This window comes from Sphingopyxis sp. CR5 (assembly GCF_059693785.1).
This window is the reverse complement of the sequence record NZ_JCATIE010000001.1, coordinates 544,630-567,734: the sequence shown is the minus strand read 5'-3', so window position 1 is coordinate 567,734 and position 23,105 is coordinate 544,630. Positions and strand designations below refer to the sequence as shown.

Below are 23,105 nucleotides of genomic sequence, written 5' to 3'. Positions count from 1 at the left end.
GAACTCATCTGCCGGCCTAGGAAAGTCCATCGTCCTCGATGGCAATGGCGGTGATAATCTCTTCTCTTTTCTCCATTCTGCGGCGCCGATTGTCGACCGGCTGCGGAACGAGGGGCCAAGGGCCGCGCTTTTAGAAACTCTGCCAGACATAAGGCCGTTTCTAACACCTTTCCTGCGAACTTTGCGATCGCTGCCGCTAATCAAATGCTGCCAAGCGTGCTTGAATAGAAATCCCCTGTTTCAGCGAAAATGAGGTAGCAGTAATTCTGGCGGACCAATGCTGGTATGGAACAGCTCCACCCGATCCGGTGATTGCCCGGTGATTGCTAGCTTGACGATCTACACCGCAGAATCGCAATAAAAATATTGTAGCTCAATATGTTAATGTGTTTCGGCATTAAAATCTGGTATTTCCGTTATCGTCGCCGCTGAGGCCCGGCGGCGGCGAAGGACGGCAGAGTTTTATTAGGGTTTCGGCGCTACTCCCGCCCGCGGGAGGCAGGCCTTGTATCACGCCCGGTTCGACAAGAATGCGCTGCGCGATGCGCAGCCAGCGTCGCCGCCTTCGGCGCGCGCGCTCGACCTTGCGCGCGATCCGCGGTGCGACTGGATCGACGGCGAATGGGCCGCGCTCGCCGCGAAGGGGCGCTGGCCAACCGGGTGTCGGGACTTTTCGGGCGCGCTGGAACCGCTTTTCGCGGATCGCGAACGACGATTGCTGGCGGTCGCGCGCGGCGCGCGGCTGACCGCGCTGCTGCCGCTCCACCGCGACCGCCGGCGCGGCGCACGCTGGCAGGTTCCGGCGTCGAGCGCCCTGTTCGAACCCGCCGATGCACTGATCGGGCACGACGTCGACGCCGCGCCGCTTGCCGAAGCGATCGCGACGCTGCGTCACCCGCTGTCGCTCGATCGCACATCGGCCGATTCGCCGCTGATCCCGGCGCTGCGGCGGGCTATGCGCGGGCGTGGCTGGCTGTCGGTGCGCCCCGCCAAGCCGTGCCCCATGATCTCGCTCGACGCGAGTTGGCGCGACCCCGAAAGCCGCTTCAGCGCGCGACGCCGCTCCGACTTCCGCCGCGCCGCGCGCCGCGCCGAGGCGATGGGCACGGTGACTTTTGAAACCCTGACGCCGACCAGGACCGACTTCGACGCGCTGTTCGACGAAGCGGTCGCGGTCGAGGCGCGGAGCTGGAAACGCGACGCGGGCAGCGCGCTAGCCGTCGACCGGCGACAGGCGCGCTTCTTCCGGGCCTATTGCCGCACCGCCGCGGCGCGCGGCGACCTGCGCCTGTCCTTCATGCGGATCGCCGGCGAAGCGGTCGCGATGCAATTGGCGGTGCTGTGGGCGGGCCGATACTGGCTGTTCAAGATCGGCCACGACGAACGCGTCGGCAAATGTTCGCCGGGCGGGTTGCTGATGCTTCATACGCTGCGCTGGGCCGCCGGGCAGGACCTCGACAGCTATGAATTGCTTGGCGAGGCGGAGGCATGGATCACGCAGCTGTGGACGCGGGAAAAGCGCGACTGCGTTCATGTCCGCACCTATCCGTTCACCGCGCCGGGGTTCGGGGCACTCGCCGCCGATGGCTGGGCGTGGCTGCGCCATCGGCTGGCGCCTCTCGGCCGGCGATGACCGATTTGCCGTTCCGGGGCTGGCTGCGTACGCAACGATATGCGCTGCCCGCAAAGCTCGGGCGCTGGCTGCGCGCGCCGACCGCCCGAGATGCGGCGCGCCAGGTACGCCGTTTGGGTCACCGCCGTATGTACGCGACACTGGGATATTTCCAGGCCGACGACGACGCGCCCGATCGCATCGTCGTCGCCTGCCGCGCCGCCGCGAGCGCCGCCGCCGGGAGCGACGCCTGGCTGTCGGTCAAGGCGCCGCCGCTGCACTTCGATGCCGGACGGCTGCGCACGATCGCCGAGGCGGCGGCGGCACACGGGCTGCCGCTGATGTTCGACGCCCACGCCCCGGCGGACGCCGACGCGACCCTCGCTGGCGCCGAGGCGCTGGCGGGCGCGTTTCCCGGCACCGGCGCCGTCCTGCCCGCCCGCTGGCATCGCAGCCTGGCCGACGCCGCGCGGCTGCGCGACGCGCCGATCCGGCTGCGCATCGTCAAGGGTGAATGGAGCGACGGCGATCGCGATCCGCCCGACCTCGACACCGCCTATCTGGCGCTGGTCGAGCGGCTTGCCGGACGGCGGCATCCGGTGTCGGTCGCGACGCACAAGCCAGCGCTCGCCGCCGCGGCCCTCGACCGCCTGATCGCCGCGGGAACGCCGTGCGAACTCGAACAGCTTCGCGGCCTGCCAGGGCGACGCTCCAGCGCGGCGGCGCGGGCACGCGGCGTACCCGTTCGCATCTATCTGCCGTTCGGTCCGGGCTGGTGGCCCTATGCGATCGACAAGGCGCTGGCGCGTCCCTGGCTGCCGATCTGGTGGCTGCGCGACCGGCTCGGCCTGCCCGACCCCGGCACCCCCGCACCCGCCGCGCGCGGCCGGACGCGATCGGGCGCGCGGGCGCCCTAGACGCGCATCGGCATCAGGACATAGAGCGCGGGGCTCTTTTCGGTTTCGCGGATCAGCGTCGGCGCGTTGGCGTCGGCCAGGTGCAACTCGACCGTGTCGCCGTCGACCTGCGCCAATATGTCGGAAAGATAGCGCGCGTTGAACCCGATCTCGAGCGGCTCGCTGTCATAGCCCGCGGGCAGTTCCTCGGCGGCGGTCCCGTTCTCGGGGCTCGTCACGCTCAGCGTGATGCGATCCTTGTCGAGCCCGACCTTCACCGCGCGGGTCTTTTCGCTCGCGATCGTCGAGACGCGGTCGACGCCCTGGAACAGGCTCTTCGGATCGACCTTTAACAGCTTGTCGTTCGCGGTCGGGATGACGCGGCTATAGTCGGGGAAGGTGCCGTCAATCAGTTTCGAGGTCAGCACGGCATTGCCGAGCTGGAACCGGATCTTGGTCGCCGACAGGCTGATCTCGACATTGCCTTCGGCCTCGTCGAGCAGCTTGCGGATCTCCCCGACGCATTTGCGCGGCACGATCACGTCGGGCATGCCCGTCGCTCCCTCGGGACGCGTCACCGTATAGCGCGCAAGGCGGTGGCCGTCGGTGGCCGCGGCCTTGAGCACCGGGCCCGACGCATCCTCCGCGACATGGAAGAAGATGCCGTTCAGATAATAGCGCGTTTCCTCGGTGGAAATGGCGAAGCGCGTCTTGTCGATGATCTGGATCATCTCGGCCACCGGCAGTTCGAAACTGGTCGGCAGGTCGCCTTCGGCAATGACGGGGAAATCGTCCCGCGGCAGCGTCGGCAGGTTGAAGTTCGAGCGGCCGGCCTTGACCTGCATCTTGCCCTCGGCGGCGGTCAGGCTGACCTCCGACCCTTCGGGCAGCTTGCGGGCGATTTCGAACAGCGTGTGCGCCGACACGGTGGTGGTGCCCGGGGTTTCGACCTTGGCGGCAACGGTTTCGACGACCTGCAGGTCCAGGTCGGTCGCCATCAGCTTCAATTGTCCCGACGCATCGGCCTCGATCAGGACATTCGACAGGATCGGGATAGTGTTGCGCCGTTCGACCACCGACTGGACGTGGCCGAGACTTTTCAGGAGCACTGCGCGTTCGATCGTCGCTTTCATTCTAGTCTATCATCCCTGTCTTGCGGGCTCGTCCGGTGGAGAGAGGTCCCTGAAAGGCAGGGTGCCGCCGACGATTCGGCGTCCGACTCCCTACCCCCGAAAATGTCCACCTTCCTTAACGAACGCACCGCGCCGTGCAAGCCATGCTTGCAAAGCGGCGCCAATCGCGCGAACGCAGACAGCGATGCGGCGCATGCTCTTTCCGATAATGGTCCTGCTCGCGGTGCCCGCCGCCCGGGCGGCCGCGCCCGTCGCGCTGGGCGTATTCGACGGCTGGGGCGCGTTTCGCGACGACGCCGTCCCCCGTTGCTATGCGATCGCCGCGCCCGCGGCGACGATCGGCCGCCCCCAGGCAAAGGGCTATGCCAGCGTCGGCTATTGGCCGAAATCGGGCATTCGCGGTCAATTCTACGTCCGCCTGTCGCGGCCGCGCCGCGACGGCGCCGAACTGCGGCTGACCATCGGGTCGCGTCGGTTCGTCCTGACCGGCAACGGCGTCCACGGCTGGGCGAGCGATGCACGTATGGACGCGGGCATCATCGCCGCGATGCGCGCCGCGCCGAGCATGAGCGTCGAGAGCACGTCGTCCACCGGCCGCGCGATCGCCGACACCTACAAGCTGCGCGGCGCCGCGACCGCCATCGACGCCGCCGCGCTGGGCTGCGCGCGCGTTGCGGCCTAGAGCCGATCGACATTCGGCAGAATGACCGAAATCGACCGGTTGCGGTCCCTTACCCCAACGTCATCCGGGCGCAGGCCGACCGCCAGCATATTCCCCTTTCCTTTCCCGCACGATGACGCCACGAAGACCCCATGACCTATGCAATCGAAGCGGTCCTTGTCGGCAAGGCGCGCGTCTTTGGCGCCAGGGGAGAGGCGAGCGCGATCGCGAAAGCCGCGGTTGCCGACCGGTTGCGCGTCGCCTTTCTGGGGATCGCCGGCGACGAGCAGGCCGATTTGTCGGTCCACGGCGGGCCCGACAAGGCGATCCACCATTATCCCCGCGACCATTATTCCTTCTGGGACGGGGCGCTAGGCGGCCACGCGCTGCTGGGCGCGCCGGGGGCGTTCGGTGAGAATATCTCGACCGCGGGGTTGGTCGAAGGCGACGCGTGCATCGGGGATCGCTTCCGGCTCGGCAGCGCGCTCGTCGAGATCAGCCAGGGGCGCCAGCCGTGCTGGAAGCTCGGCCATCGTTTTGGCGTCGCGACCGTCCCCGCGACGGTCGTCAAGACGCGGCGCAGCGGCTGGTATTACCGCGTGCTCGAAGAGGGCGAGGTCGCGGCGGGCGACACGCTGACGCTCGTCGAGCGCCCGCGTCCCGACTGGCCGGTCGAGCGCGCCTTTGGCCTGCTGGTCGCGGGCGGCGGCAAGCGCGAACCCGCGGCGCTCGCAGAACTGGCCGCGATGGAGGTGCTGGCGACGAGCTGGCGCGCGCGCGCGGCGAAGTTGCTCGGTTGATACGCCTCTCTTGTTAGGGCGATTGCAGATACCGGAACCCGCCATCTCTTTCATCGTCATCCCGGACTTGATCCGGGATCCATAGCTGCGGCGTTGTCGTGGATCCCGGATCAAGTCCGGGATGACGAAGCGGGGTGAACCGTCTGCTCCCTACCCCAAAGCGGCCGCATATCGGCATAATCGCCGTCAGCGAGACGAGGCTACAGGACCCGCCACGCCAGTTCGGCGAATTCGCACAGCAAGGGCCGCGTGTCGCGCGGGTCGATGATGTCCTCGACCCCGAATTTCTCCGCGGTGCGGAAGGGTGAGCGGACGCGGTTCAGCCGCTCGCGGATCGCCTCGAGATGCGCCGCCGGGTCCTCGGCGGCCTCGAGCTCGCTCTTGTAGGCGACCTCGACCCCGCCCTCGATCGGCAGGCTGCCCCAGTCGCCCGAGGGCCAGGCGAAGCGGTACTGGAAACGCTCGGCGTTCGACATCGCGCTGCCCGCGATGCCATAGGCGCGGCGCACGACGACCGAGGCGAGCGGCACGCTGGCGCGGTAGATCGCGTTCATCGCCTGCACGCCATAGCGGATCGTGCCGGTGCGCTCGGCCTCGCCGCCGATCATGAAGCCCGGATTGTCGACGAGGTGGACGATCGGCAGGCGGAACTGGTCGGCGAGCTTGACGAAGCGTTCGGCCTTTTCGCTCGTCTTCGCGTCCCACGACCCGCCGAGATAGGACGGGTCACTCGCGAGCACCGCGACCGGCCAGCCGTCGAGCCGCGCGAAGGCGGTGATGACGGCGCGGCCCCAGCGCGCGCCCATTTCGAAGAAACTGCCGCGGTCGAACACCGCGTCGGCGATACGCCGCATCGAATAGACGCGCTTTGCCTCGCGCGGGACGATGGACAGCAAAGCCTCCTCGCGCCGCCCGACCGGGTCGCTGGACGCGGTGCGCGCGGCGCGCTCGTGGGTCGAGGACGGCAGGTAGGACAGGAAACGCCGCGCCGCCGCAAAGGCTTCGGCCTCGCTCGCCACCTCGTCGTCGACGACGCCGTTGCGCGTATGGACGTCGGTGCCGCCCAATTCCTCGCGGTCCAATGTATCGCCTATCGCCGCCGCGACCGCCGGCCCCGCCGCGAAGAGCTGCGACAGTCCGCGCACCATCACGCTGTAGTGGCTCGCGACGACGCGCGCCGCGCCGAGCCCCGCGGTCGGCCCGAGCGCGAGCGCGACCACCGGCACCGTGTCGAGATTGGCGATGATCCGGTCCCAGCCGGGCACCGCGGGAATATAGGTATATCCCATATCCTCGAGCGTCTTGACCGACCCGCCGCCGCCGGTGCCGTCGATCATGCGGATCAGCGGCAGGCGATATTCGTGCGCCATCGCCTCGCACTGGACGAATTTGCGGTGCAGCGCCGCATCGGCGGCACCCCCGCGCACGGTGAAATCGTCGGCGCTGGCGACCACCGGCCGCCCGTCGATATTGGCGCGCCCGAAGATGAAATTCGACGCCGCGAGGTCGTCCAGCTCGCCGTCGGGGCCATAGGTCCCGCGCCCGGCGATCTTGCCGATTTCGCGAAAGCTGCCCGGATCGACGATCGCCGCGAGCCGCGCCCGCGCATCCATCTTGCCGCGGCTATGCTGGCGCGCGACCTTTTCCTCGCCGCCCATTTTTTCGGCCATCGCCCGCCGTGCGGCAAGCTCGTCGACTTCCTTTTTCCAGCTCATGGCGCCGAGGCTAACTGACGTTGACGGAAACGTCATTCGCAAAGTGCGAAAACCCCTCCCGCTTGCGGGAGGGGCAGCGAGACTTGCGGGCTTGCCCGCTAGTCGCAGCGGGGTGGGCCGCGCAAAAAAGGCCGTGCCGCCCGCCCACCCCATTGCGGCTAGCCAGCAAGCTGGCAAGCCTCTTTGCCCCTCCCGCAAGCGGGAGGGGTTGGTGCTTGCCCTCCTTCTTTCCCCTGCTACCGTCGCGCGATGATCCGCCGCCTCCCGCTCGCCGTCGCCGCCCTGTTCCTCACCGCCCCGCCCGCGCTCGCAGCACCCGCGCGAACGATGGCCGGCGTCGCCGAGCCCTTCAAAACCGACGCCTTCGATCCCGATGCCGACCCGATGGCAGAGATCGACGCGGCGCTCGCGGCGGCACGCGCTGCGGACAAGCGCGTCCTGCTCGTCATGGGAACGAACAGCTGCCACGACAGCGCGTGGCTCGCCAACCTGCTCGCGACCGACCGCTTCGCCCCGGTGCGCGCGCGCTATGCGATCGTGTTTGCCGACATCGGCATGCCGCAAGCCGATTTCGTCCGCCACCCCGAGGTGCCGAAACGCTTTCACTTCAGGATCAAGGGGACGCCGACCGTCGCGATCCTCGACGCGGACGGCCATGTGCTCAACCGCAAGGCCGCGCCCAAATGGCGCAATGCCGCGAGCCGCGGCGACGACGACATCTATGACGACCTGATGGAAGAGGAAAAATGATGGCGGACATGAACCTTACGGGCCGCACCGCGCTCGTCACCGGCGCCTCGCGCGGGATCGGCCGCGGGATCGCGCTCGCGCTCGCGGGGGCGGGCGCCGATATTGCGGTCAACTATACGCGCGACGAGGAAGCGGCGGGCGAAACCGTCGCCGCGATCCGGGCGCTCGGCCGCAAGGCGAAGGCCTATCGCGCGTCGGTCGCCGACGAGGAAGCGAGCGCCGCGATGGTCGCCGCGATCGGGGCCGATTTCGGTCCGCTGTCGATCCTGATCAACAACGCCGGCATCGCGAGCCGCGGCAAGGCGGTTGCCGACACGGACGCCGCCGAGGTCGAGAAGCTGCTCGGCGTCCATGCGGTCGGCGCGCATCGGCTGTCGCGCCTCTGCCTGCCCCAGCTTCGCCGGCACGACCGCAGCGACATCGTCGTCATCTCGAGCGTCGCGACGCTGCACCACGCCGCGAACGGCGCACCCTATAATATGGCGAAGGCGGCGGGCGAGGCGCTCGCGCTCACGCTTGCGAAAGAGGAACTGACGCACGGCGTGCGCGTCAACATCGTGGCGCCGTCGCTGACCGTCAGCGACATGGGCGAGCGGCTCGCGCGGGCGGTCACGGGGCAGGAGGACATCCACCACCTCGACGCCAAATTCCCCTTCGGGCGCGTGCCGGGCCCCGAAGATGTCGCCGCGGCGGTGCTGTGGTTCGTGTCGGACGCCAACCCCTATTGTTCGGGGCAGAAACTCAATATCGACGGTGCGGGAATGGCGTCGTTCCGCTAGGAACGCGAAAAAGGGGAACGTGATGACCAAGCCGCTGCTTACCGCCGCCCTCGCGCCGCCCTCGCCGGCNAACTCAATATCGACGGTGCGGGAATGGCGTCGTTCCGCTAGGAACGCGAAAAAGGGGAACGTGATGACCAAGCCGCTGCTTACCGCCGCCCTCGCGCCGCCCTCGCCGGCTGCGCGACGGCGCAGTCGCACGAGCCGCAAGGCGCCGCCGACACCGCCGCGAGCGGTCCGATGTTCACCCCCACCGAGGTCGAAAGCCGGGGGTCGGTGACCCTCGGCGGCGTCGCCATCCCCTATCGCGCCGTCGCCGGAACGCTGGTCGTCCATCCGCGGGGCTGGGACGACAGCGTGCCGGTCGACCGCAAGCGCGACGCGGATGCCGCGAGCGATATCCCCGACAGCGAAGCGTCGATGTTCTACACCGCCTATTTCAAGGAGGGGGCACCCGCCGCCAGCCGGCCGATCACCTTTCTGTTCAACGGCGGCCCCGGATCGCCGACCTTGTGGCTGCACATGGGCGCCTTTGGCCCGGTCCGCGTCGAAACCCCCGACCTTGCCCACGGCAGCGCCCCCTATCGCACCGTCCCCAACGACCAGAGCCTGCTCGACGTCTCCGACCTCGTCTTCGTCGACGCCCCCGGCACCGGCTTCAGCCGCGTTGCCGGCGAGGACAAGGCAAAGGCGTGGTACGGCGTCGATCAGGATATCCACGCCTTCACCGTCTTCGTGCGCGATTTCCTGTCGAAATACGGCCGCTGGAAATCGCCCAAATATTTGTATGGCGAAAGCTATGGGACGATGCGCGCCGCGGGGATGACGCTGGCGTTGCAACGGCAGGACATCGACCTCAACGGCGTGATCCTGCTCTCCGACATCTTGAACTGGGACCTGATCCCCGACGATCCGCAGGTCAATCCGGGGGTCGACCTGCCCTATATGGTCTCGCTGCCGAGCTATGCCGCGACCGCCTGGTATCACAAGCGCGCGGGCGCCGGACGCGAGCTCGAACCCTTCCTGAAAGAGGTCGAAGCCTTCGCGACCGGAGACTATGCGCTCGCGCTGCTCAAGGGCAATAATCTGCCCGATGCCGAGCGACGGGCGATCGCGGCGAAGCTCCACGGCTACACCGGCCTGCCGGTCGACTATCTGCTCAAGACGAACCTGCGCATCGAATATGGCGCGCTGCAAAAGGAATTGCTCGCGGACGAAGGGCTGACCACCGGCACGCTCGACACGCGCTTCACCGGTGCAACGCTCGACCCGCTCTCGAAAGTCGCATCGAACGACCCGCAGGGCAGCGCGATCGGCGCCGCCTATACCGCGGCGTTCAACGACTATGTGCGCACCACGCTCGGCTATGGCGCGGGCACCCATTATGAGGGCGGGCTCGATGTCTATGGCAGCTGGGACTACAAGCACCAGCCGCCCGGCGCCGGCCAGCCGCTGATCGCGCTCCCCAACGTCCTTCCCGACCTTGCGGTGGCGATGAAGCAGAATCCGAAGCTGAAACTGCTGGTGACCGGCGGCTATTTCGACATCTCGACCCCCTATTTCGCTGGCTGGTACGAGCTGCAACACCTGCCGGTGCCCAAGGACCTGCAAGCGAACATCGCGTACAAATATTATCCCGCGGGCCACATGGTCTATGTGAACGTGCCGCTGCTGGCCGAGATGCACGACGATGTCGCGGGCTTCATCCGGCGCACCGACGGGGTGGATTGATTGCGTTTAGACTAACCGTCTCATCGGTAGCGTTGGGGTGGTAAGCAGACGTTATGGCGGCGTTCCGATGTGATCCCCGGCGAAAGCCGGGGTCCATGTTCGCCAGCGCGGCTCTAGAACACTGGGCCCCGGCTTTCGCCGGGGATCACCCAGATATACAGATATCCCTTTCGTCATCCCGGACTTGATCCGGGATCCCGCTTTTCCTCAATCACCGGCGCACGCCCCGAATGCCTCGTCCATATTCTTACGATAATCGGCCAGCGGACCCAGCTCCATTTCGGCGCGTGCCGCGTCAATCAATACCGGGTCGTCCTGCTCCATCGGAAGGAGCGGCCGCACAGCATGTCCCGCTTCGCACGCGCCGAACTGCGTCGCATAACGCTGTTTCCCCGTCAGCTTCAGCATGACGCGGTCGTAGAGATAGGCATAGTCGGACTTGCTTGCCTCGCCGGTCTTGGCAAGCGGCTCCATCAATTGTAGCGCCTCGACCTGCAAGGCCGGGTCCTCGTCGGCATGCTGCGTGAGCAGCCACGCGGCATGCGACGCCTCTTTCCCGACCGCCGAGATCGTAGGCCAGCCCTTTTCGGCGATATAGCCACGCAACATTTCTCTATTCTTGTGGTCCTCGGTCGCGACCATCGTCCAAGTCAAATAATCGAAGAGCGGCCTCAGTTCCGCCGATAGGCGCGGATCGCCTTCTTCGACGCCCCACGACAGCATATGCCGGGCCAACTGCTCGCGGAAGGTTGCGCCGATCAGCGCCCGTGCATCCTCGGATTTTGGCGGCTCCACCGCGGAAACGGCGATACTCAATCCCATGCGCCCTCCCCGCACGGTAAAATCCCACAGTTGGCGCGCTTCCGCTAGCCTCGCCGGAAGCGCCGCTCGCTCGGTTTCGGACGCGACATCAAGGTTGGCAGCCGCAGACACGGCGCGGCACAATGCGTCGCCATAGGGGCCGGGCGGCAGCATCCCCGCCTCGGCGTCGATTGCCGCCAGTGCCGCTTTCGCCTTCGCCGTCGCCGCCGCAAAACAGGCTTTGTCATAAGCCTTGATCGAATCCCACGCCGCGCGTGCGATACTTCCCTCGTCCGCGAAGCGGCCCGCCATCCAGCCGAAATCGCCCGGATCGAACGCCCCATCCGTCACATAGGGTTTCAGCGCATCGGGCGGCGGCGGCGCCTGCGCTGATGCTGCAGCCGGAATCGAAACGCTGATGAATAATGCCAGCCAAAGTCCCCGCATCGCCATGACGGCCAAGCTAGCAGCTTCGTCCCGCGCGGCAAGCAGGGCGCTGTCAGGCCCCGAAATCTCGGCTAAAGCCCTCTCCATGCGCCCCGATTCGGCCTCGCCCGTCACACCCTTCCTCGTCGCGTGCGGCGGGATTGCGACCTTTTCGATGATGGACGTGCTGATGAAGGGGCTGTCGATCGAGATCGGCGCCTATAACGCCGTCCTGTGGCGCACCGGCACGGGTACCTTGCTCAGCGGCGCGGTCTATGCCTGCTCGCGGCCGCGCTGGCCGGGTGCGGCGACAATGCGGATCCATGCGGTGCGGTCGCTGTTCGTCGCGGGGATGGCGATCGCCTTTTTCTGGGCGCTCGCGCGGTTGCCGATGGCCGAGGCGATCGCGCTCGCCTTCGTCGCGCCGCTGATGACGCTGTATATGGCCGCGCTGTTCCTGGGTGAGAAGATCGGGCCGCGCTCGGTCGCCGCCTCGCTGCTCGGGCTGCTCGGCGTTGTCGTGATCGTCGCGGGCAAGCTCGGCCGCGGCAGCTATGCACCCGAAGCATTGTGGGCGGTCGGCGCGGTGTTCCTTTCGGCGGTCTTCTATGCGGTCAACCTGATCCTCGCGCGGCGGCAGGCGAAGATGGCCGAGCCGCTCGAGATCGCCTTTTACCAGAACGCTTTCGTCGCCGCGATCCTCGCGCTCGGCGCGCCGTGGTTCCTCGTGGTTCCCGACACCGTCCACGCGCCGCACATCGCGGGCGCCGCCGCGCTCGCGACCCTTTCGCTGCTGCTCCTGAGCTGGGCCTATGCGCGCGCCGAGGCGCAGATCCTCGCGACCACCGAATATACCGGCTTTCTGTGGGCGATGATGTTCGGCTGGTATTTCTATGCCGAGCCGGTGACGCTGCCGACGATCGCCGGCGCGCTGCTGATCGTCGCAGCCTGCCTGATCGTCGCCAGAAAAACGCCGCAGCTCGACCCGATCGAACCGGCGGCGGCCTGATATCGGTTCACGCGGAGACGCGGAGGCGCGGAGAAGTCGGGTCTGCCGCTAAGCGGCTTTTTCCATCAAACCTCGCGTGAATCGCAACAATTCTGGAAAATGGGGCCTGTCGGCCCAAGCCAATATCTCCGCGTCTCCGCGTGAAAAAAAAATCACACCGCCGCGCGCGCCAGCCGGTCGTTGATTGCCGCCCCCAGCCCCTCGGCGGGGATCGCCGCCACCGCGATCCGGGGCTTCGCGCTCGCCGCGCCGGCATGCAGCGCGTCGAACAGATGCGCCGCCGCCTCGGTCAGATCGCCCGCCGCGCTGAGATTATAATCGCCCGAGAGCGCCCCGAAGCCGATCCCGAACTCGTCGCCGGCAAAATCCGCCGCGCCGAGGCGCACCGGCTTGCCCGGCGCATAGTGGCTCGCGAGCATGCCTGGCGCGACGATCTCGGCCCCCGCAACACCGGCGACCGGCAGCCCCGATACCTCTCCCAGCATTGCCGCCGTAATCGGCCCCGGCCGCAGCACTTCGACCGCGCCGCCCGCCACCCGCGCGATCGTCGATTCGACCCCCGCGCTCGTCGCGCCGTCGTCGATCACCAGCGCGATCCGTCCGCCCAGGGTCGACAGCACATGCGCCGCCCTGGTCGGGCTCACCCGCCCGCTCGCATTGGCGCTCGGCGCGGCGAGCGGCGCGCCGGTCGCGGCGAGCAGCGCCTGCATCGCGCGGTGCCCCGGTACTCTGAGGGCAATCGTGTCGAGCCCCGCGGTCGCGACGCTCGCGACCGGGCAGCCGGGGATGCGCGGCACCACCAAGGTCAGCGGCCCCGGCCAGAAGCGCGCCGCGAACGCGCGTTCGGCATCACCGAAAACGCCCAGCGTCTCGGCCGCCGCAAGGTCCGGCACATGGACGATCAGCGGATTGAAATCGGGCCGTCCCTTCGCGGCATAGATGCGCGCGACCGCTTCGGCGCTCCGCGCGTCGGCCGCGAGGCCATAGACCGTTTCGGTCGGCACCGCGACCGGCTGCCCCGCCGCGACCAGCCTTGCCGCGCGCGCGATCGCCTCGTCCCCGAAGGGAAGGACTTCGGTTGCCACACTCTCGTTTTGACGCTCGGCCATGCCGCGCTATAGCGCCGGGCGCAACGGAATCACCCCCAAAAGCGGGAAACCCCATGACCTATACGGCGCCGACCACCGAACAGCTTTTCGTCCTTCAGCATATCGCCCGCATCGACGCGATGGCGCAGCATGAGCGCTTTGCCGCCGCGACCCCCGACATGGTCGAGGCGATCGTCGGCGGCATCGGCGACTTCGCGGCCGAGGTCTATGCGCCGCTGAACCGCGTCGGCGACACGATCAATCCGAAGTGGGACGACGGCAAGGTCACGATGCCCCCGGGTTTCAAAGAGGCGTATCGGCAGTTCGTCGAGGCCGGCTGGGGCAGCATCGACGGCCCCGGCGACTATGGCGGGCAGGACCTGCCCTTCACGCTCGCGACCGTGGTGATCGAGGCGCTCGGCAGCGCCAACATGGGCTTTTCGCTCTGCAACATCCTGACCCCCGGCGCGATCCACGCGCTGATGGCCTATGGCACCGAGGAACAGCGCCAGGTCTGGCTGCCCAAGCTCGTCACCGGCGAGTGGAACGGCACGATGAACCTGACCGAGCCCGCCGCGGGCAGCGACGTCGGGGCGCTGCGTACGGTCGCCGAAAAGGTGACCGAGGGCGAGCACGCCGGGCTCTACCGGATCAAGGGACAGAAAATCTTCATCACCTTCGGCGAGCACGACCTCACCGACAATATCGTCCACCTCGTCCTCGCGCGCACCCCCGGCGCGCCCGAGGGGACGCGCGGCATCTCGCTGTTCCTCGTCCCCAAATATCGCCTCGATGCCGAGGGGAAGCCGACGCTTTCGAACGGCGTGCGCTGCGCGTCGATCGAGCACAAGCTCGGCATCCACGGATCGCCGACCGCGGTGATGATCTATGGCGAGGACGAGGATTGCCTAGGCGAAATCGTCGGCGAGGAAATGGGCGGCATGCGCGCGATGTTCGTGATGATGAACAATGCGCGGTTGATGATCGGCTGCCAGGGCATCCAGATCGGCGAGCGCGCGACGCAGCAGGCGGCCGCCTTCGCCGCCGAGCGCGTCCAATCGGCGCTGGCGGGTTCGCCCGACCGCGCTCCGGTGACGATCGACCAGCATCCCGACGTGCGCCGGATGCTGTGGCGGATGCGCGCGCAGACTGAGGCGGCACGCGCGCTCGTCTATTATGCCGCGGCGCAGGTCGACTTTGGCAAATTGGGCGACGAGGCCGCCGCAATGCGCGCCGAAATCCTGACCCCGCTCGCCAAGGCGCACGCGACCGACATCGGCTGCGAGGTCGCGAGCCTGGGGATCCAGGTCCACGGCGGCATGGGCTTCATCGAGGAAACCGGGGCGGCGCAGCATTATCGCGACGCGCGCATCGCCCCGATCTATGAAGGCACCAACGGCATCCAGGCCGCCGACCTGGTCGGACGCAAGCTGGGCATGGCGGGCGGCGACCTGATCCGCGGCCTGATCGACGACATCGCCGCCGCGGCGGGCGAGGATTTCCCCGAACTCGGCCAGCTTGCCGAGGCGTGCCGCGCGGTGACCGACTGGATGGCGAACGCCCCCGTTCCCGACAGGCTCGCGGGCAGCTATCCCTATCTCACGATGCTCGCCACCGCGACGTGCGGGTGGCTGATGGCGCTCCAGCATCGCGGTGCGAAGGCGGCGATCGAGGAGGGCACGGGCGATCCCGCCTTCCTCGAAGCGAAAATCGCGTCGACGCGCTTCTACCTTCAGCAGATCGTTCCCGCCGCGGCGGGCCTCGCTCCGTCGGCGCTGGCGGGCGATGCGGCGCTACCCGCGGTGCGCTGAACGCGGCGCGCGGCGGGTGCAAGCCTTCGTTCATAATTAACGCGATGCTAACCATCGAGGGCTAGTCCCGTCCGGCAATTGCCGGAGAAGCGCGCGTGCCGCTTGCTATTAACAAGATGATCATCAGCTGGCGCTCGTTCGCGCTGTCGGTCCTCTTGTGCGTGGTGGTCGGCCTGTCGAGCCTCGCCGAACCGCTCGACATGATGGTCGATTTCGCGGTCGGACGCCTGGGGACGCGCCCCGTCACGGGCGAAATCGTCATGGTCGGCCTCGACGACCGGACGCTGGAAAATGTTCCCGGAGGCCGCTTTTCCCGCGCCAATTATGCACAGGTTATCGACAAGATCCGCGAGGCCGGGGCTCGCCGTCTGGTCGTCGACTTCTATTATCCGAAAGAAGAACAAGACGCCGAGACGCCACAGTTGGCGAAAGCGATCCGAAAAATGGACGATCGGATCATTCTCGCGGTCTCAACCAAATCCATACCGGGAACCGACAAGGTCAACTCCATCTTTCCCGGACCGGAGATTGCCGGTCCCCGCACGCGACTGGCAAGCATCGCCTGGCGATACGAATTCTGGCAGGTGTGGAACATTCCGCTCATGTTCGAGGCAGACGGCAGGCTTTTGCCCAGCGTTGCGGCAACCCTGGCACACAAGCGCGCATCCGAGCCATCGACCTTTCGGCTCGACTTTTCCTACGACCTGTCCACCATCAAGGATTATAGTGCTCTCGACGTACTCAACGGCAAGATCGGGGCGCGCGAACTGGCTGGCAAGGACGTCATATTCGGCCGGACCGCATCGAACCTGCCCGACCAGCACTATCTGCCGGGGCACAATCTGGTTCCGGGCGCCTACATTCACTTGATCGCCGCCGAAACGCTAAAGCGTGGCAACCCGGTCAACGTCGGCTGGCTGCCTCCCCTGCTTCTCGCGCTGGCCGTCATGCTGCTGGCGCTTCGGACGTCCTTGCGGCGCTGGTTCAACTGGATCTCCCTGGGGCTGGCGGCGACACTCGTCCTGGGCAAGGTTTTGCTTTCGGGCGCGCTGATCACCGTGACCGTTGGCGCCTCGTTCGTCTTCATCGCCGCAGTCGGCGCCAATGTATCGCGCAAGCGGCGGCGCTTTTCCGCCCAGCGCGAGAACCCGGTGTCGGGCCTGCCCAATTTCGAGGCGATGCGCGGACAGCCGCCCTTTGGCAGCGCGACCGTGATCGCCGCCAAGCTCGTCAACTTCGGCGATCTGGCCGCGTTCCTGCCGGGCGAAGGCAGCGAACAGCTCGTCGAGCAGGTCGCGCGCCGCCTGACGCTCGCCTGCCACGGGACGCAGCTGCATCACGATCTCGACGGCAGCTTCGCCTGGCTCGTTCCCTATTATCAGCACAGCCAGATCGAGGGGCATCTTGCGGGGCTCGCCGCGCTGTTCAATTCGCCGCTGACGATCGGCGAACTTAAGATCGACGTCGCGATCGCCTTTGGCGTCAACGACGAATTCGAAGGATCGAACGCCCAGCGCCTCGCCGCGGCGCTCGTCGCCGCCGAAAAATCGATCCGCACGCGCGCGCTGTGGACCAAATATACGCCGCGCGAAAAGGACGATGCCGGCTGGCAGCTCAGCTTCCACTCACAGCTTGAGGACGCGCTTTCGGGCGGCGACATCTGGGTCGCCTTTCAGCCGCAATATGAAATCGGGTCGGGACGTCTTGTCGGCGTCGAGGCCCTTGCGCGCTGGACACACCCCACGCGCGGGCCGATCCCGCCCGACGAATTCATCGTCCAGGCCGAAAAGAGCCAGGATATCTATCGCCTGACCTTGTTCGTGATGGACCAGGCGATCCGCTCGGCTGCGCAGCTTCGCGACCGCGGGCTTGCGATCAACATGTCGGTCAACCTGTCGGCGGCGCTGCTCGATCACAACGATCTCGTCGGAACGATCCGCGTCATGCTGACCGCGCATCACCTGCCCCCCGAACTGCTGACGATCGAAATCACCGAAACCGCGCAGATCGAGAACAGCCGCCAGGCCCGCCAGACCCTCGCCCAGCTTCGCCGCGCGGGTATCCGCCTGTCGATCGACGATTATGGCACCGGCCAGTCGAACCTCGAATATCTGACCGAGATCGAAGCCGACGAGATCAAGATCGACAAGCGCTTCGTGATGACCATGCGCGATTCGCAGCGCAACTTCGAAGTCGTCAAGTCGACGATCGATCTCGCGCATCGCCTCGGCGCCGTCGCGGTCGCCGAAGGGATCGAAGACGCGCCGACAATGGCGCTGCTCGCCCAGCTCGGATGCGATGTCGGACAAGGTTACCACCTTGGTAAACCACAGCTTTTCACCGATCTGGCGACCACCCTCCTCGCCTCCCCGCACAGCCGCACCGCATAACTGCCAGTTCGGCAGCATTATATTAAGGTTAAGACTCGATTTACCATGTCAATTAAGGTATATGGTCCGTTAACTGTCCTGCGATGACAGTGCGCATCAGGAGTTTTTGATATGGCATGGATTTGGAGATGGGTTGGCGGCGGCGGCACCGGTAGCGGTGGCGCTCCGGCCTAAGGCCCCAAGCATTTAGAGAAAGGGCTCCGGCATTGCCGGGGCCCTTTTTCTTTGCGCCCTAGCTCGCTCGCCGCCCTCGCGATCGGCGGCTCCCGTCTCCACCCCCAACATCTTGTGATCGCCGTCTCGTGCCGGATCGAGCCGGACCAAATTTTTTCGGGTTCGCTGCGCCGGCCCATTCGACGCCCGCAACCCCGCACAAAGCCGCGCCCGGGGACCGGTGAAACGTCCCCTGCATACGACGAGGCGAATCGGAATAGCGACGAGTTGAGTCGTCAATCTGTCATTTACCGTCTTGCATCGCGCGCCCGACGTGGCACTATAGGTGGTGGGTCAGCCGAAGGGGGCACCCCAAGCATTAGTATTTGGCCGGAAATGGCGGAATTCCGTCGCCCATCGCACATGGGCTTCGGAAAGACCCTTTCGCGTCCAAAAAAAGTCCCACGAGGGGGGCGGAAAATGTTAGGCTGGGGCTTCGCCCTGCGAGTCGAACAAGACGGGAACAGATCGCGTGGAGACGCGCGGCAGAAAACGGGGTGAACCAATGGATTTTCGGGAAACGGACCGGGTGGAGACGAACGACGTGGCGACGATGGAACTGGCGAAAAACGACGCGCCCGAGGCGACCGAATCGAAAAGCGATTCGGGCGCGGGCGCGGCCAAGCTGAACGACGGCGGCGAGCCGAAGGTTCACGCGCGCCGGTTCGAGGTCGAAACCGACGCCAGCCGCGACGCGCTGCTCACCGATTTCGGCAAGGAAACGCTGAAGGATCGCTACCTCCTCCCCGGCGAATCCTATCAGGATCTCTTCGCGCGCGTCGCGTCGGCCTATGCCGACGATGCCGAGCATGCGCAGCGGCTTTATGACTATATCAGCCGCCTGTGGTTCATGCCCGCGACCCCGGTGCTCTCAAACGGCGGCACCGGGCGCGGCCTGCCGATCAGCTGCTACCTCAACAGCGTCGACGACAGCCTGGAGGGTATCGTCGGCACCTGGAACGAGAATGTCTGGCTCGCGAGCCGCGGCGGCGGCATCGGCACCTATTGGGGCGCGGTCCGCGGGATCGGCGAGCCCGTCGGCCTGAACGGCAAGACCAGCGGCATCATCCCCTTCGTCCGCGTGATGGACAGCCTGACCCTCGCGATCTCGCAGGGCAGCCTCCGCCGCGGTTCGGCGGCCTGCTACCTCGACATCTCGCACCCCGAGATCGAGGAGTTCCTCGAGGTCCGCAAGCCGTCGGGCGATTTCAACCGCAAGGCGCTCAACCTCCACCACGGCGTGCTGCTCACCGACGAGTTCATGGAAGCGGTGCGCGACGGCGCCGAATTCAACCTGCGCAGCCCCAAGGACCAGAGCGTGCGCGGCACCGTCGACGCGCGCAGCCTGTTCCAGAAGCTCGTCGAGACGCGGCTGGCTACCGGCGAGCCCTACATCATCTTCATCGACCAGGTTAACCGCATGATGCCCAAGCATCACCGCGACCTGGGGCTGAAGGTTACGACCTCAAACCTCTGCTCGGAAATCACCCTGCCGACGGGGCGCGACCACCTGGGCAACGATCGCACCGCGGTCTGCTGCCTCTCGTCGCTCAACCTCGAAACCTGGGACGAGTGGAACGGCGACAAGCGCTTCATCGAAGACGTCATGCGCATGCTCGACAATGTGCTTCAGGACTATATCGACCGCGCCCCGCCCGAAATGGCGCGCGCCAAATACAGCGCGTCGCGCGAACGCTCGGTCGGGCTCGGCGTCATGGGCTTCCACAGCTTTCTCCAGGCGCGCGGCCTGCCCTTCGAGGGCGCGATGGCGAAATCGTCGAACCTGCGCGTCTTCAAGCATATCCGCGCGCAGGTCGACCAGGCGTCGATGCTGCTCGCCAACGAGCGTGGCCCCTGCCCCGACGCCGCCGATCAGGGGGTGATGGAACGTTTCAGCTGCAAGATGGCGATCGCGCCGACCGCGTCGATCAGCATCATCTGCGGCGGCACCAGCGCGTGCATCGAGCCGATCCCGGCGAACATCTATACCCACAAGACGCTGTCGGGCAGCTTCGTGGTCAAGAACCCGCACCTCGAAAGCCTGCTCGTCGACAAGGCGAAGAACAGCGACAGCATATGGAACTCGATCCTCGAAAAAGGCGGCAGCGTTCAGCACCTCGACTTCCTGACCCAGGACGAAAAGGACTGCTTCAAGACCAGCTTCGAGATCGACCAGCGCTGGCTGCTCGAACTCGCCGCCGACCGCACCCCCTATATCGACCAGGCCGCGTCGCTGAACCTGTTCATCCCGGCCGATGTCGAGAAATGGGACCTGCTCATGCTCCACTACCGCGCGTGGGAACTCGGGATCAAATCGCTCTATTATCTCCGCTCGAAATCGGTCCAGCGCGCCGGCTTCGCGGGCGGGGTAGAGGCCGACAACACGCCCGAGGCGGCAAAATTCGAACTCGCCGCGGGGACGACCGACTATGACGAGTGCCTGGCTTGTCAATAACCCCTCTCCCGCCGGGAGAGGGAGGGAGGCGCGAAGCGCCGGAAGGGTGAGGGCGACGAGGATGCGGACCTATCGCCACCAACCCTCCGGTACTGTCGCCCGCGCGCGTGAACTCAGGCGCAACGCCACCGACGCCGAAAAGCGGATGTGGCAGGCGCTGCGCCAGAGCTTCCCCGCGTTCAAATGGCGGCGGCAGGTTCCGATCGGACCCTATTTCGCCGATTTCTACAGCTTCGCCGCGAAGCTGGTGATCGAGGTGGACGGGGGCCAACATGCCGAAGCGGCGGCCTACGACGCGCGCCGCACCGAATTTCTCCGGCAGCAGGGCCTGACGGTCCTCCGCTTCTGGAACAATGACGTCCTCGCGAAAACGAACGGCGTCATCGAAACAATCTCCCTCTCCCTCCGGGAGAGGGAAGGAGCAACGAAGTTGCGGAAGGGTGAGGGCGAAGAACCGTCGGCTCCCAACCGCCGAACACCCTCACCCTCCCAAGGCTGACGCCTTGGGCCCCTCCCTCTCCCACAAGGGGAGAGGGGATTTGGACCGAAATTTGCGACTGGAGTTTAACCCATGCCCCTTCTCGAAGCCCGCAAGACCTACAAGCCCTTCGAATATCCCTGGGCCTATGATTTCTGGAAGCGCCAGCAACAGATCCACTGGATGCCCGAGGAGGTGCCGCTCGGCGAGGATTGCCGCGACTGGGCGCAGAAGATCAGCGACCACGAGCGCAATTTGCTGACGCAGATTTTCCGCTTCTTCACCCAGGCCGATGTCGAGGTGCAGGATTGCTACCACGACAAATACGGCCGCGTGTTCAAGCCGACCGAGGTCAAGATGATGCTGACCGCGTTCAGCAACATGGAAACCGTCCACATCGCCGCTTACTCGCACCTGCTCGACACGATCGGCATGCCCGAAAGCGAATATGGCATGTTCCTCGAATATGACGAGATGCGCGCCAAGCACGACTATCTCGGCACCTTCGGCGTCGACAGCGACGAGGATATCGCGCGCACCCTCGCGATGTTCGGCGGCTTTACCGAGGGGCTTCAGCTGTTCGCCAGCTTCGCGATGCTGATGAACTTCCCGCGCTTCAACAAGATGAAGGGCATGGGCCAGATCGTCAGCTGGTCGGTGCGCGACGAAAGCCTGCACTGCGAAGGCATCACGCGCCTGTTCCACGCCTTCGTCAAGGAACGCGACTGCCTGACCAAGGCGGTGAAGGAAGACATCATCGACTGCTGCCAGAAAACCGTGCGGCTCGAGGATGCGTTCATCGACCTCGCCTTCGAGCAAGGCCCGGTCCCCGGCATGACGCCCAAGGAGATCAAGCGCTACATCCGCTACATCGCCGACTGGCGCCTGGGGCAGCTCGGGTTCCAGCCGATCTACATGATCGACGAACACCCCCTGCCGTGGCTCGCCCCGCTCCTCAACGGCGTCGAGCACGCCAACTTCTTCGAAACGCGCGCGACCGAGTATAGCAAGGCCGCGACGCGCGGCGACTGGAACACCGTGTGGACCAGCTTCGACAACCGCAAGAAGGCGAAAGCCAACGACGACCCGGCCGCCGCGACCGAGGGCGAGGACGGCGAGGACATGTTCGCCAAGGCAGGGATTGCCGCGGAGTAGCTAACCGAACCCCTCCCGCTTGCGGGAGGGGCAGCGAGACTTGCCGGCCGCGCCGGCTAGTCGCAGCGGGGTGGGCATCGAGGCCCAAACCAACCAAAAAGAAGAAAACAGGCCCACCCATGACCGAAAAGAAAAAACTCAAACTCCTGATCCTCAGCCAGCCGCAACGCGCCTGCCTGGAAGGGCTGTCGAACCGCCGCCCCCAACTCCCCACCGACCCCATCCGCGACGAACTCGTCGAACTCGGCCTGGTCGCGCAACAGGGCGCGAAATGGACGCTGACCCCGACGGGCAAGAAAGTGCTCGCGGCGGGGTCGAACCGGCGAAACAAGGGCGGGTTTTCGGTTTAATTAGATTGGCGTCACTGCACGATCCCCAATCAGCTTTATTCGTCTAGCCACGCATCTTTCATCACGTCCAAATACGCTATTAAACGATCGATACCTGTTACGGTGATTTTCCCAGTAATACGGATTTCTGCCTCGCTTTCCTTGGAAAGCGGCAATTTGGCAACGCGAACCGGAATATCAGGATCGTGTGAAGTCGACTCTTCGGCATCCAGTGTCGGTGCGGACTGCGATTGAACGCTCGGCTCGAGCGTACGCACCAAGTTTTCTGTTACCGCTTCATCGCGGTCGACTACCCTTACTGCGGTGAAACGCTCAACCTCTAAGAGAGTCTCGCGCAGCGCGGTAATACAGTCATTTGCTCCAGCACTTGAAAAATCGTGATTGCGTATAAGGAATGCGCGGATTGGCTCGTCTGCCGGCGGGATTCGGCCGCCGAATTGTGTACTTATTTCCTGGAAAATGTCAGGATTGAATGCCGCTTTCTTTACGGCTTCTGAGTACTCAAAAATCGATTCGGGCTCAAAAATACTAAGAGCCAGCGCGCTAATTTTAAGATCCCCGCGCAATCCGTCTACCAAGCCGAATTGTCGGATAGCACCCAGAGCCGCCGCGCTGCTACCGGTTTTCCCGCTAAAGCCCATAAGCTTATAGGCTGTGTCCGAACTGATCGCGCTCCTGTGCGCGCCTTGGTATATGGACTTAGCATAATCTAGCGCAGAACCCAATGAAATCCGAGGATATCTTGGACTTCTGGAACCAGAGGAAATCGAGTTAGCGGCCATAGGACTTTTCCAATCTCTCTTATGGACGGTCATTTGTTGATTGAACGAATAACACGAAATCGAATGTTTT

General features: G+C 65.7%; 19 protein-coding genes. 14 read left to right on the top strand and 5 right to left on the bottom strand.

Features of this window, described 5'->3' with window-relative positions; translation table 11 throughout:
• The first annotated feature begins 505 nt into the window (after positions 1-505).
• A complete protein-coding gene (locus AC58D2_RS02705) occupies positions 506-1,633 on the top strand; it encodes a GNAT family N-acetyltransferase (protein ID WP_497387112.1) in 1,128 nt (375 codons plus the stop codon).
• The gene (locus AC58D2_RS02700) at positions 1,630-2,529 is read left to right on the top strand and encodes a proline dehydrogenase family protein (RefSeq protein ID WP_497387110.1); all 900 of its coding nucleotides are present in this window, start codon (positions 1,630-1,632) and stop codon (positions 2,527-2,529) included. The genes AC58D2_RS02705 and AC58D2_RS02700 overlap by 4 nt, the downstream gene beginning before the upstream one ends.
• Here the strand turns inward: AC58D2_RS02700 and dnaN are convergent.
• The gene (gene dnaN / locus AC58D2_RS02695) at positions 2,526-3,641 is read right to left on the bottom strand and encodes a DNA polymerase III subunit beta (RefSeq protein WP_497387108.1); all 1,116 of its coding nucleotides are present in this window, start codon (positions 3,639-3,641) and stop codon (positions 2,526-2,528) included. The two genes, AC58D2_RS02700 and dnaN, sit on opposite strands and share 4 nt — an antisense overlap.
• A 184-nt stretch (positions 3,642-3,825) precedes the next feature.
• On the opposite strand from dnaN, the gene AC58D2_RS02690 reads away from it, so the two are divergent.
• Both AC58D2_RS02690 and AC58D2_RS02685 read left to right on the top strand, forming a co-directional pair.
• Complete coding sequence (locus tag AC58D2_RS02690; RefSeq protein WP_497387106.1) at positions 3,826-4,323, top strand: hypothetical protein; 498 nt, start codon at positions 3,826-3,828, stop codon at positions 4,321-4,323.
• Between the two features lie 131 nt (positions 4,324-4,454).
• Positions 4,455-5,102: an MOSC domain-containing protein gene (locus AC58D2_RS02685; protein WP_497387103.1), complete on the top strand. Its 648-nt coding sequence runs from the start codon at positions 4,455-4,457 to the stop codon at positions 5,100-5,102.
• Between the two features lie 200 nt (positions 5,103-5,302).
• On the opposite strand, the gene AC58D2_RS02680 is transcribed toward AC58D2_RS02685, so the two are convergent.
• Positions 5,303-6,817 carry an acyl-CoA carboxylase subunit beta gene (locus AC58D2_RS02680; protein ID WP_497387101.1) on the bottom strand — a complete coding sequence of 505 codons (1,515 nt, stop codon included), beginning with the start codon at positions 6,815-6,817 and terminating at the stop codon, positions 5,303-5,305.
• Between the two features lie 249 nt (positions 6,818-7,066).
• Between AC58D2_RS02680 and AC58D2_RS02675 the strand changes: the two genes are divergently transcribed.
• The 3 genes from AC58D2_RS02675 to AC58D2_RS02665 all read left to right on the top strand — a co-directional run bounded on the left by AC58D2_RS02675 (position 7,067) and on the right by AC58D2_RS02665 (position 10,077).
• The gene (locus AC58D2_RS02675; protein ID WP_497387099.1) at positions 7,067-7,567 is read left to right on the top strand and encodes a thioredoxin family protein; all 501 of its coding nucleotides are present in this window, start codon (positions 7,067-7,069) and stop codon (positions 7,565-7,567) included.
• Between the two features lie 8 nt (positions 7,568-7,575).
• Positions 7,576-8,346 (top strand): SDR family NAD(P)-dependent oxidoreductase, encoded by a 771-nt coding sequence (locus AC58D2_RS02670; protein ID WP_497387097.1) that lies wholly within the window; start codon positions 7,576-7,578, stop codon positions 8,344-8,346.
• Between the two features lie 240 nt (positions 8,347-8,586).
• Positions 8,587-10,077 (top strand): S10 family peptidase, encoded by a 1,491-nt coding sequence (locus AC58D2_RS02665; RefSeq protein ID WP_497387095.1) that lies wholly within the window; start codon positions 8,587-8,589, stop codon positions 10,075-10,077.
• A gap of 207 nt (positions 10,078-10,284) precedes the next feature.
• Here AC58D2_RS02665 and AC58D2_RS02660 read toward each other — a convergent pair whose 3' ends face one another.
• Positions 10,285-11,331: a DUF6624 domain-containing protein gene (locus tag AC58D2_RS02660; protein WP_497387093.1), complete on the bottom strand. Its 1,047-nt coding sequence runs from the start codon at positions 11,329-11,331 to the stop codon at positions 10,285-10,287.
• Between the two features lie 79 nt (positions 11,332-11,410).
• Between AC58D2_RS02660 and AC58D2_RS02655 the strand changes: the two genes are divergently transcribed.
• On the top strand, positions 11,411-12,313 hold the full coding sequence (locus AC58D2_RS02655) for a DMT family transporter (RefSeq protein WP_497387091.1): 903 nt from the start codon (positions 11,411-11,413) through the stop codon (positions 12,311-12,313).
• A gap of 152 nt (positions 12,314-12,465) precedes the next feature.
• Here AC58D2_RS02655 and AC58D2_RS02650 read toward each other — a convergent pair whose 3' ends face one another.
• Positions 12,466-13,422: an L-threonylcarbamoyladenylate synthase gene (locus AC58D2_RS02650; protein WP_497387089.1), complete on the bottom strand. Its 957-nt coding sequence runs from the start codon at positions 13,420-13,422 to the stop codon at positions 12,466-12,468.
• Between the two features lie 53 nt (positions 13,423-13,475).
• On the opposite strand from AC58D2_RS02650, the gene AC58D2_RS02645 reads away from it, so the two are divergent.
• The 6 genes from AC58D2_RS02645 (at position 13,476) to AC58D2_RS02620 (ending at position 22,253) form a co-directional block, all read left to right on the top strand.
• Positions 13,476-15,212, top strand: coding sequence for an acyl-CoA dehydrogenase (locus AC58D2_RS02645; RefSeq protein ID WP_497387087.1), 1,737 nt, complete (start codon positions 13,476-13,478; stop codon positions 15,210-15,212).
• 116 nt (positions 15,213-15,328) lie between these two features.
• Positions 15,329-17,602, top strand: coding sequence for an EAL domain-containing protein (locus AC58D2_RS02640; RefSeq protein WP_497387085.1), 2,274 nt, complete (start codon positions 15,329-15,331; stop codon positions 17,600-17,602).
• A 718-nt stretch (positions 17,603-18,320) separates the two neighbouring features.
• Complete coding sequence (locus tag AC58D2_RS02635) at positions 18,321-20,270, top strand: ribonucleoside-diphosphate reductase subunit alpha (protein ID WP_497387083.1); 1,950 nt, start codon at positions 18,321-18,323, stop codon at positions 20,268-20,270.
• A gap of 61 nt (positions 20,271-20,331) precedes the next feature.
• On the top strand, positions 20,332-20,769 hold the full coding sequence (locus AC58D2_RS02630; RefSeq protein WP_497387080.1) for an endonuclease domain-containing protein: 438 nt from the start codon (positions 20,332-20,334) through the stop codon (positions 20,767-20,769).
• Positions 20,770-20,841: 72 nt separating this feature from the next.
• Positions 20,842-21,903, top strand: a complete 1,062-nt coding sequence (locus tag AC58D2_RS02625) for a ribonucleotide-diphosphate reductase subunit beta (RefSeq protein WP_497387078.1) — start codon at positions 20,842-20,844, stop codon at positions 21,901-21,903.
• Between the two features lie 119 nt (positions 21,904-22,022).
• Positions 22,023-22,253 (top strand): hypothetical protein, encoded by a 231-nt coding sequence (locus AC58D2_RS02620; protein WP_497387076.1) that lies wholly within the window; start codon positions 22,023-22,025, stop codon positions 22,251-22,253.
• Between the two features lie 35 nt (positions 22,254-22,288).
• Here AC58D2_RS02620 and AC58D2_RS02615 read toward each other — a convergent pair whose 3' ends face one another.
• On the bottom strand, positions 22,289-23,068 hold the full coding sequence (locus tag AC58D2_RS02615) for a hypothetical protein (RefSeq protein ID WP_497387074.1): 780 nt from the start codon (positions 23,066-23,068) through the stop codon (positions 22,289-22,291).
• Positions 23,069-23,105: the final 37 nt, after the last annotated feature.

Bases quoted from the DNA above. Each gene is read 5' to 3' on its own strand.
- AC58D2_RS02620 (WP_497387076.1), top strand. From the start codon at position 22,023: ATGACCGAAAAGAAAAAACTCAAACTCCTGATCCTCAGCCAGCCGCAA.
- AC58D2_RS02625 (WP_497387078.1), top strand. From the start codon at position 20,842: ATGCCCCTTCTCGAAGCCCGCAAGACCTACAAGCCCTTCGAATATCCC.
- AC58D2_RS02685 (WP_497387103.1), top strand. From the start codon at position 4,455: ATGACCTATGCAATCGAAGCGGTCCTTGTCGGCAAGGCGCGCGTCTTT.
- AC58D2_RS02690 (WP_497387106.1), top strand. From the start codon at position 3,826: ATGCGGCGCATGCTCTTTCCGATAATGGTCCTGCTCGCGGTGCCCGCC.
- AC58D2_RS02645 (WP_497387087.1), top strand. From the start codon at position 13,476: ATGACCTATACGGCGCCGACCACCGAACAGCTTTTCGTCCTTCAGCAT.
- AC58D2_RS02665 (WP_497387095.1), top strand. From the start codon at position 8,587: ATGTTCACCCCCACCGAGGTCGAAAGCCGGGGGTCGGTGACCCTCGGC.
- AC58D2_RS02680 (WP_497387101.1), bottom strand. From the start codon at position 6,817: ATGAGCTGGAAAAAGGAAGTCGACGAGCTTGCCGCACGGCGGGCGATG.
- AC58D2_RS02655 (WP_497387091.1), top strand. From the start codon at position 11,411: ATGCGCCCCGATTCGGCCTCGCCCGTCACACCCTTCCTCGTCGCGTGC.
- dnaN (WP_497387108.1), bottom strand. From the start codon at position 3,641: ATGAAAGCGACGATCGAACGCGCAGTGCTCCTGAAAAGTCTCGGCCAC.
- AC58D2_RS02700 (WP_497387110.1), top strand. From the start codon at position 1,630: ATGACCGATTTGCCGTTCCGGGGCTGGCTGCGTACGCAACGATATGCG.
- AC58D2_RS02650 (WP_497387089.1), bottom strand. From the start codon at position 13,422: ATGGCCGAGCGTCAAAACGAGAGTGTGGCAACCGAAGTCCTTCCCTTC.
- AC58D2_RS02670 (WP_497387097.1), top strand. From the start codon at position 7,576: ATGAACCTTACGGGCCGCACCGCGCTCGTCACCGGCGCCTCGCGCGGG.
- AC58D2_RS02660 (WP_497387093.1), bottom strand. From the start codon at position 11,331: ATGGCGATGCGGGGACTTTGGCTGGCATTATTCATCAGCGTTTCGATT.
- AC58D2_RS02640 (WP_497387085.1), top strand. From the start codon at position 15,329: ATGATCATCAGCTGGCGCTCGTTCGCGCTGTCGGTCCTCTTGTGCGTG.
- AC58D2_RS02635 (WP_497387083.1), top strand. From the start codon at position 18,321: ATGGATTTTCGGGAAACGGACCGGGTGGAGACGAACGACGTGGCGACG.
- AC58D2_RS02675 (WP_497387099.1), top strand. From the start codon at position 7,067: ATGATCCGCCGCCTCCCGCTCGCCGTCGCCGCCCTGTTCCTCACCGCC.
- AC58D2_RS02630 (WP_497387080.1), top strand. From the start codon at position 20,332: ATGCGGACCTATCGCCACCAACCCTCCGGTACTGTCGCCCGCGCGCGT.
- AC58D2_RS02615 (WP_497387074.1), bottom strand. From the start codon at position 23,068: ATGACCGTCCATAAGAGAGATTGGAAAAGTCCTATGGCCGCTAACTCG.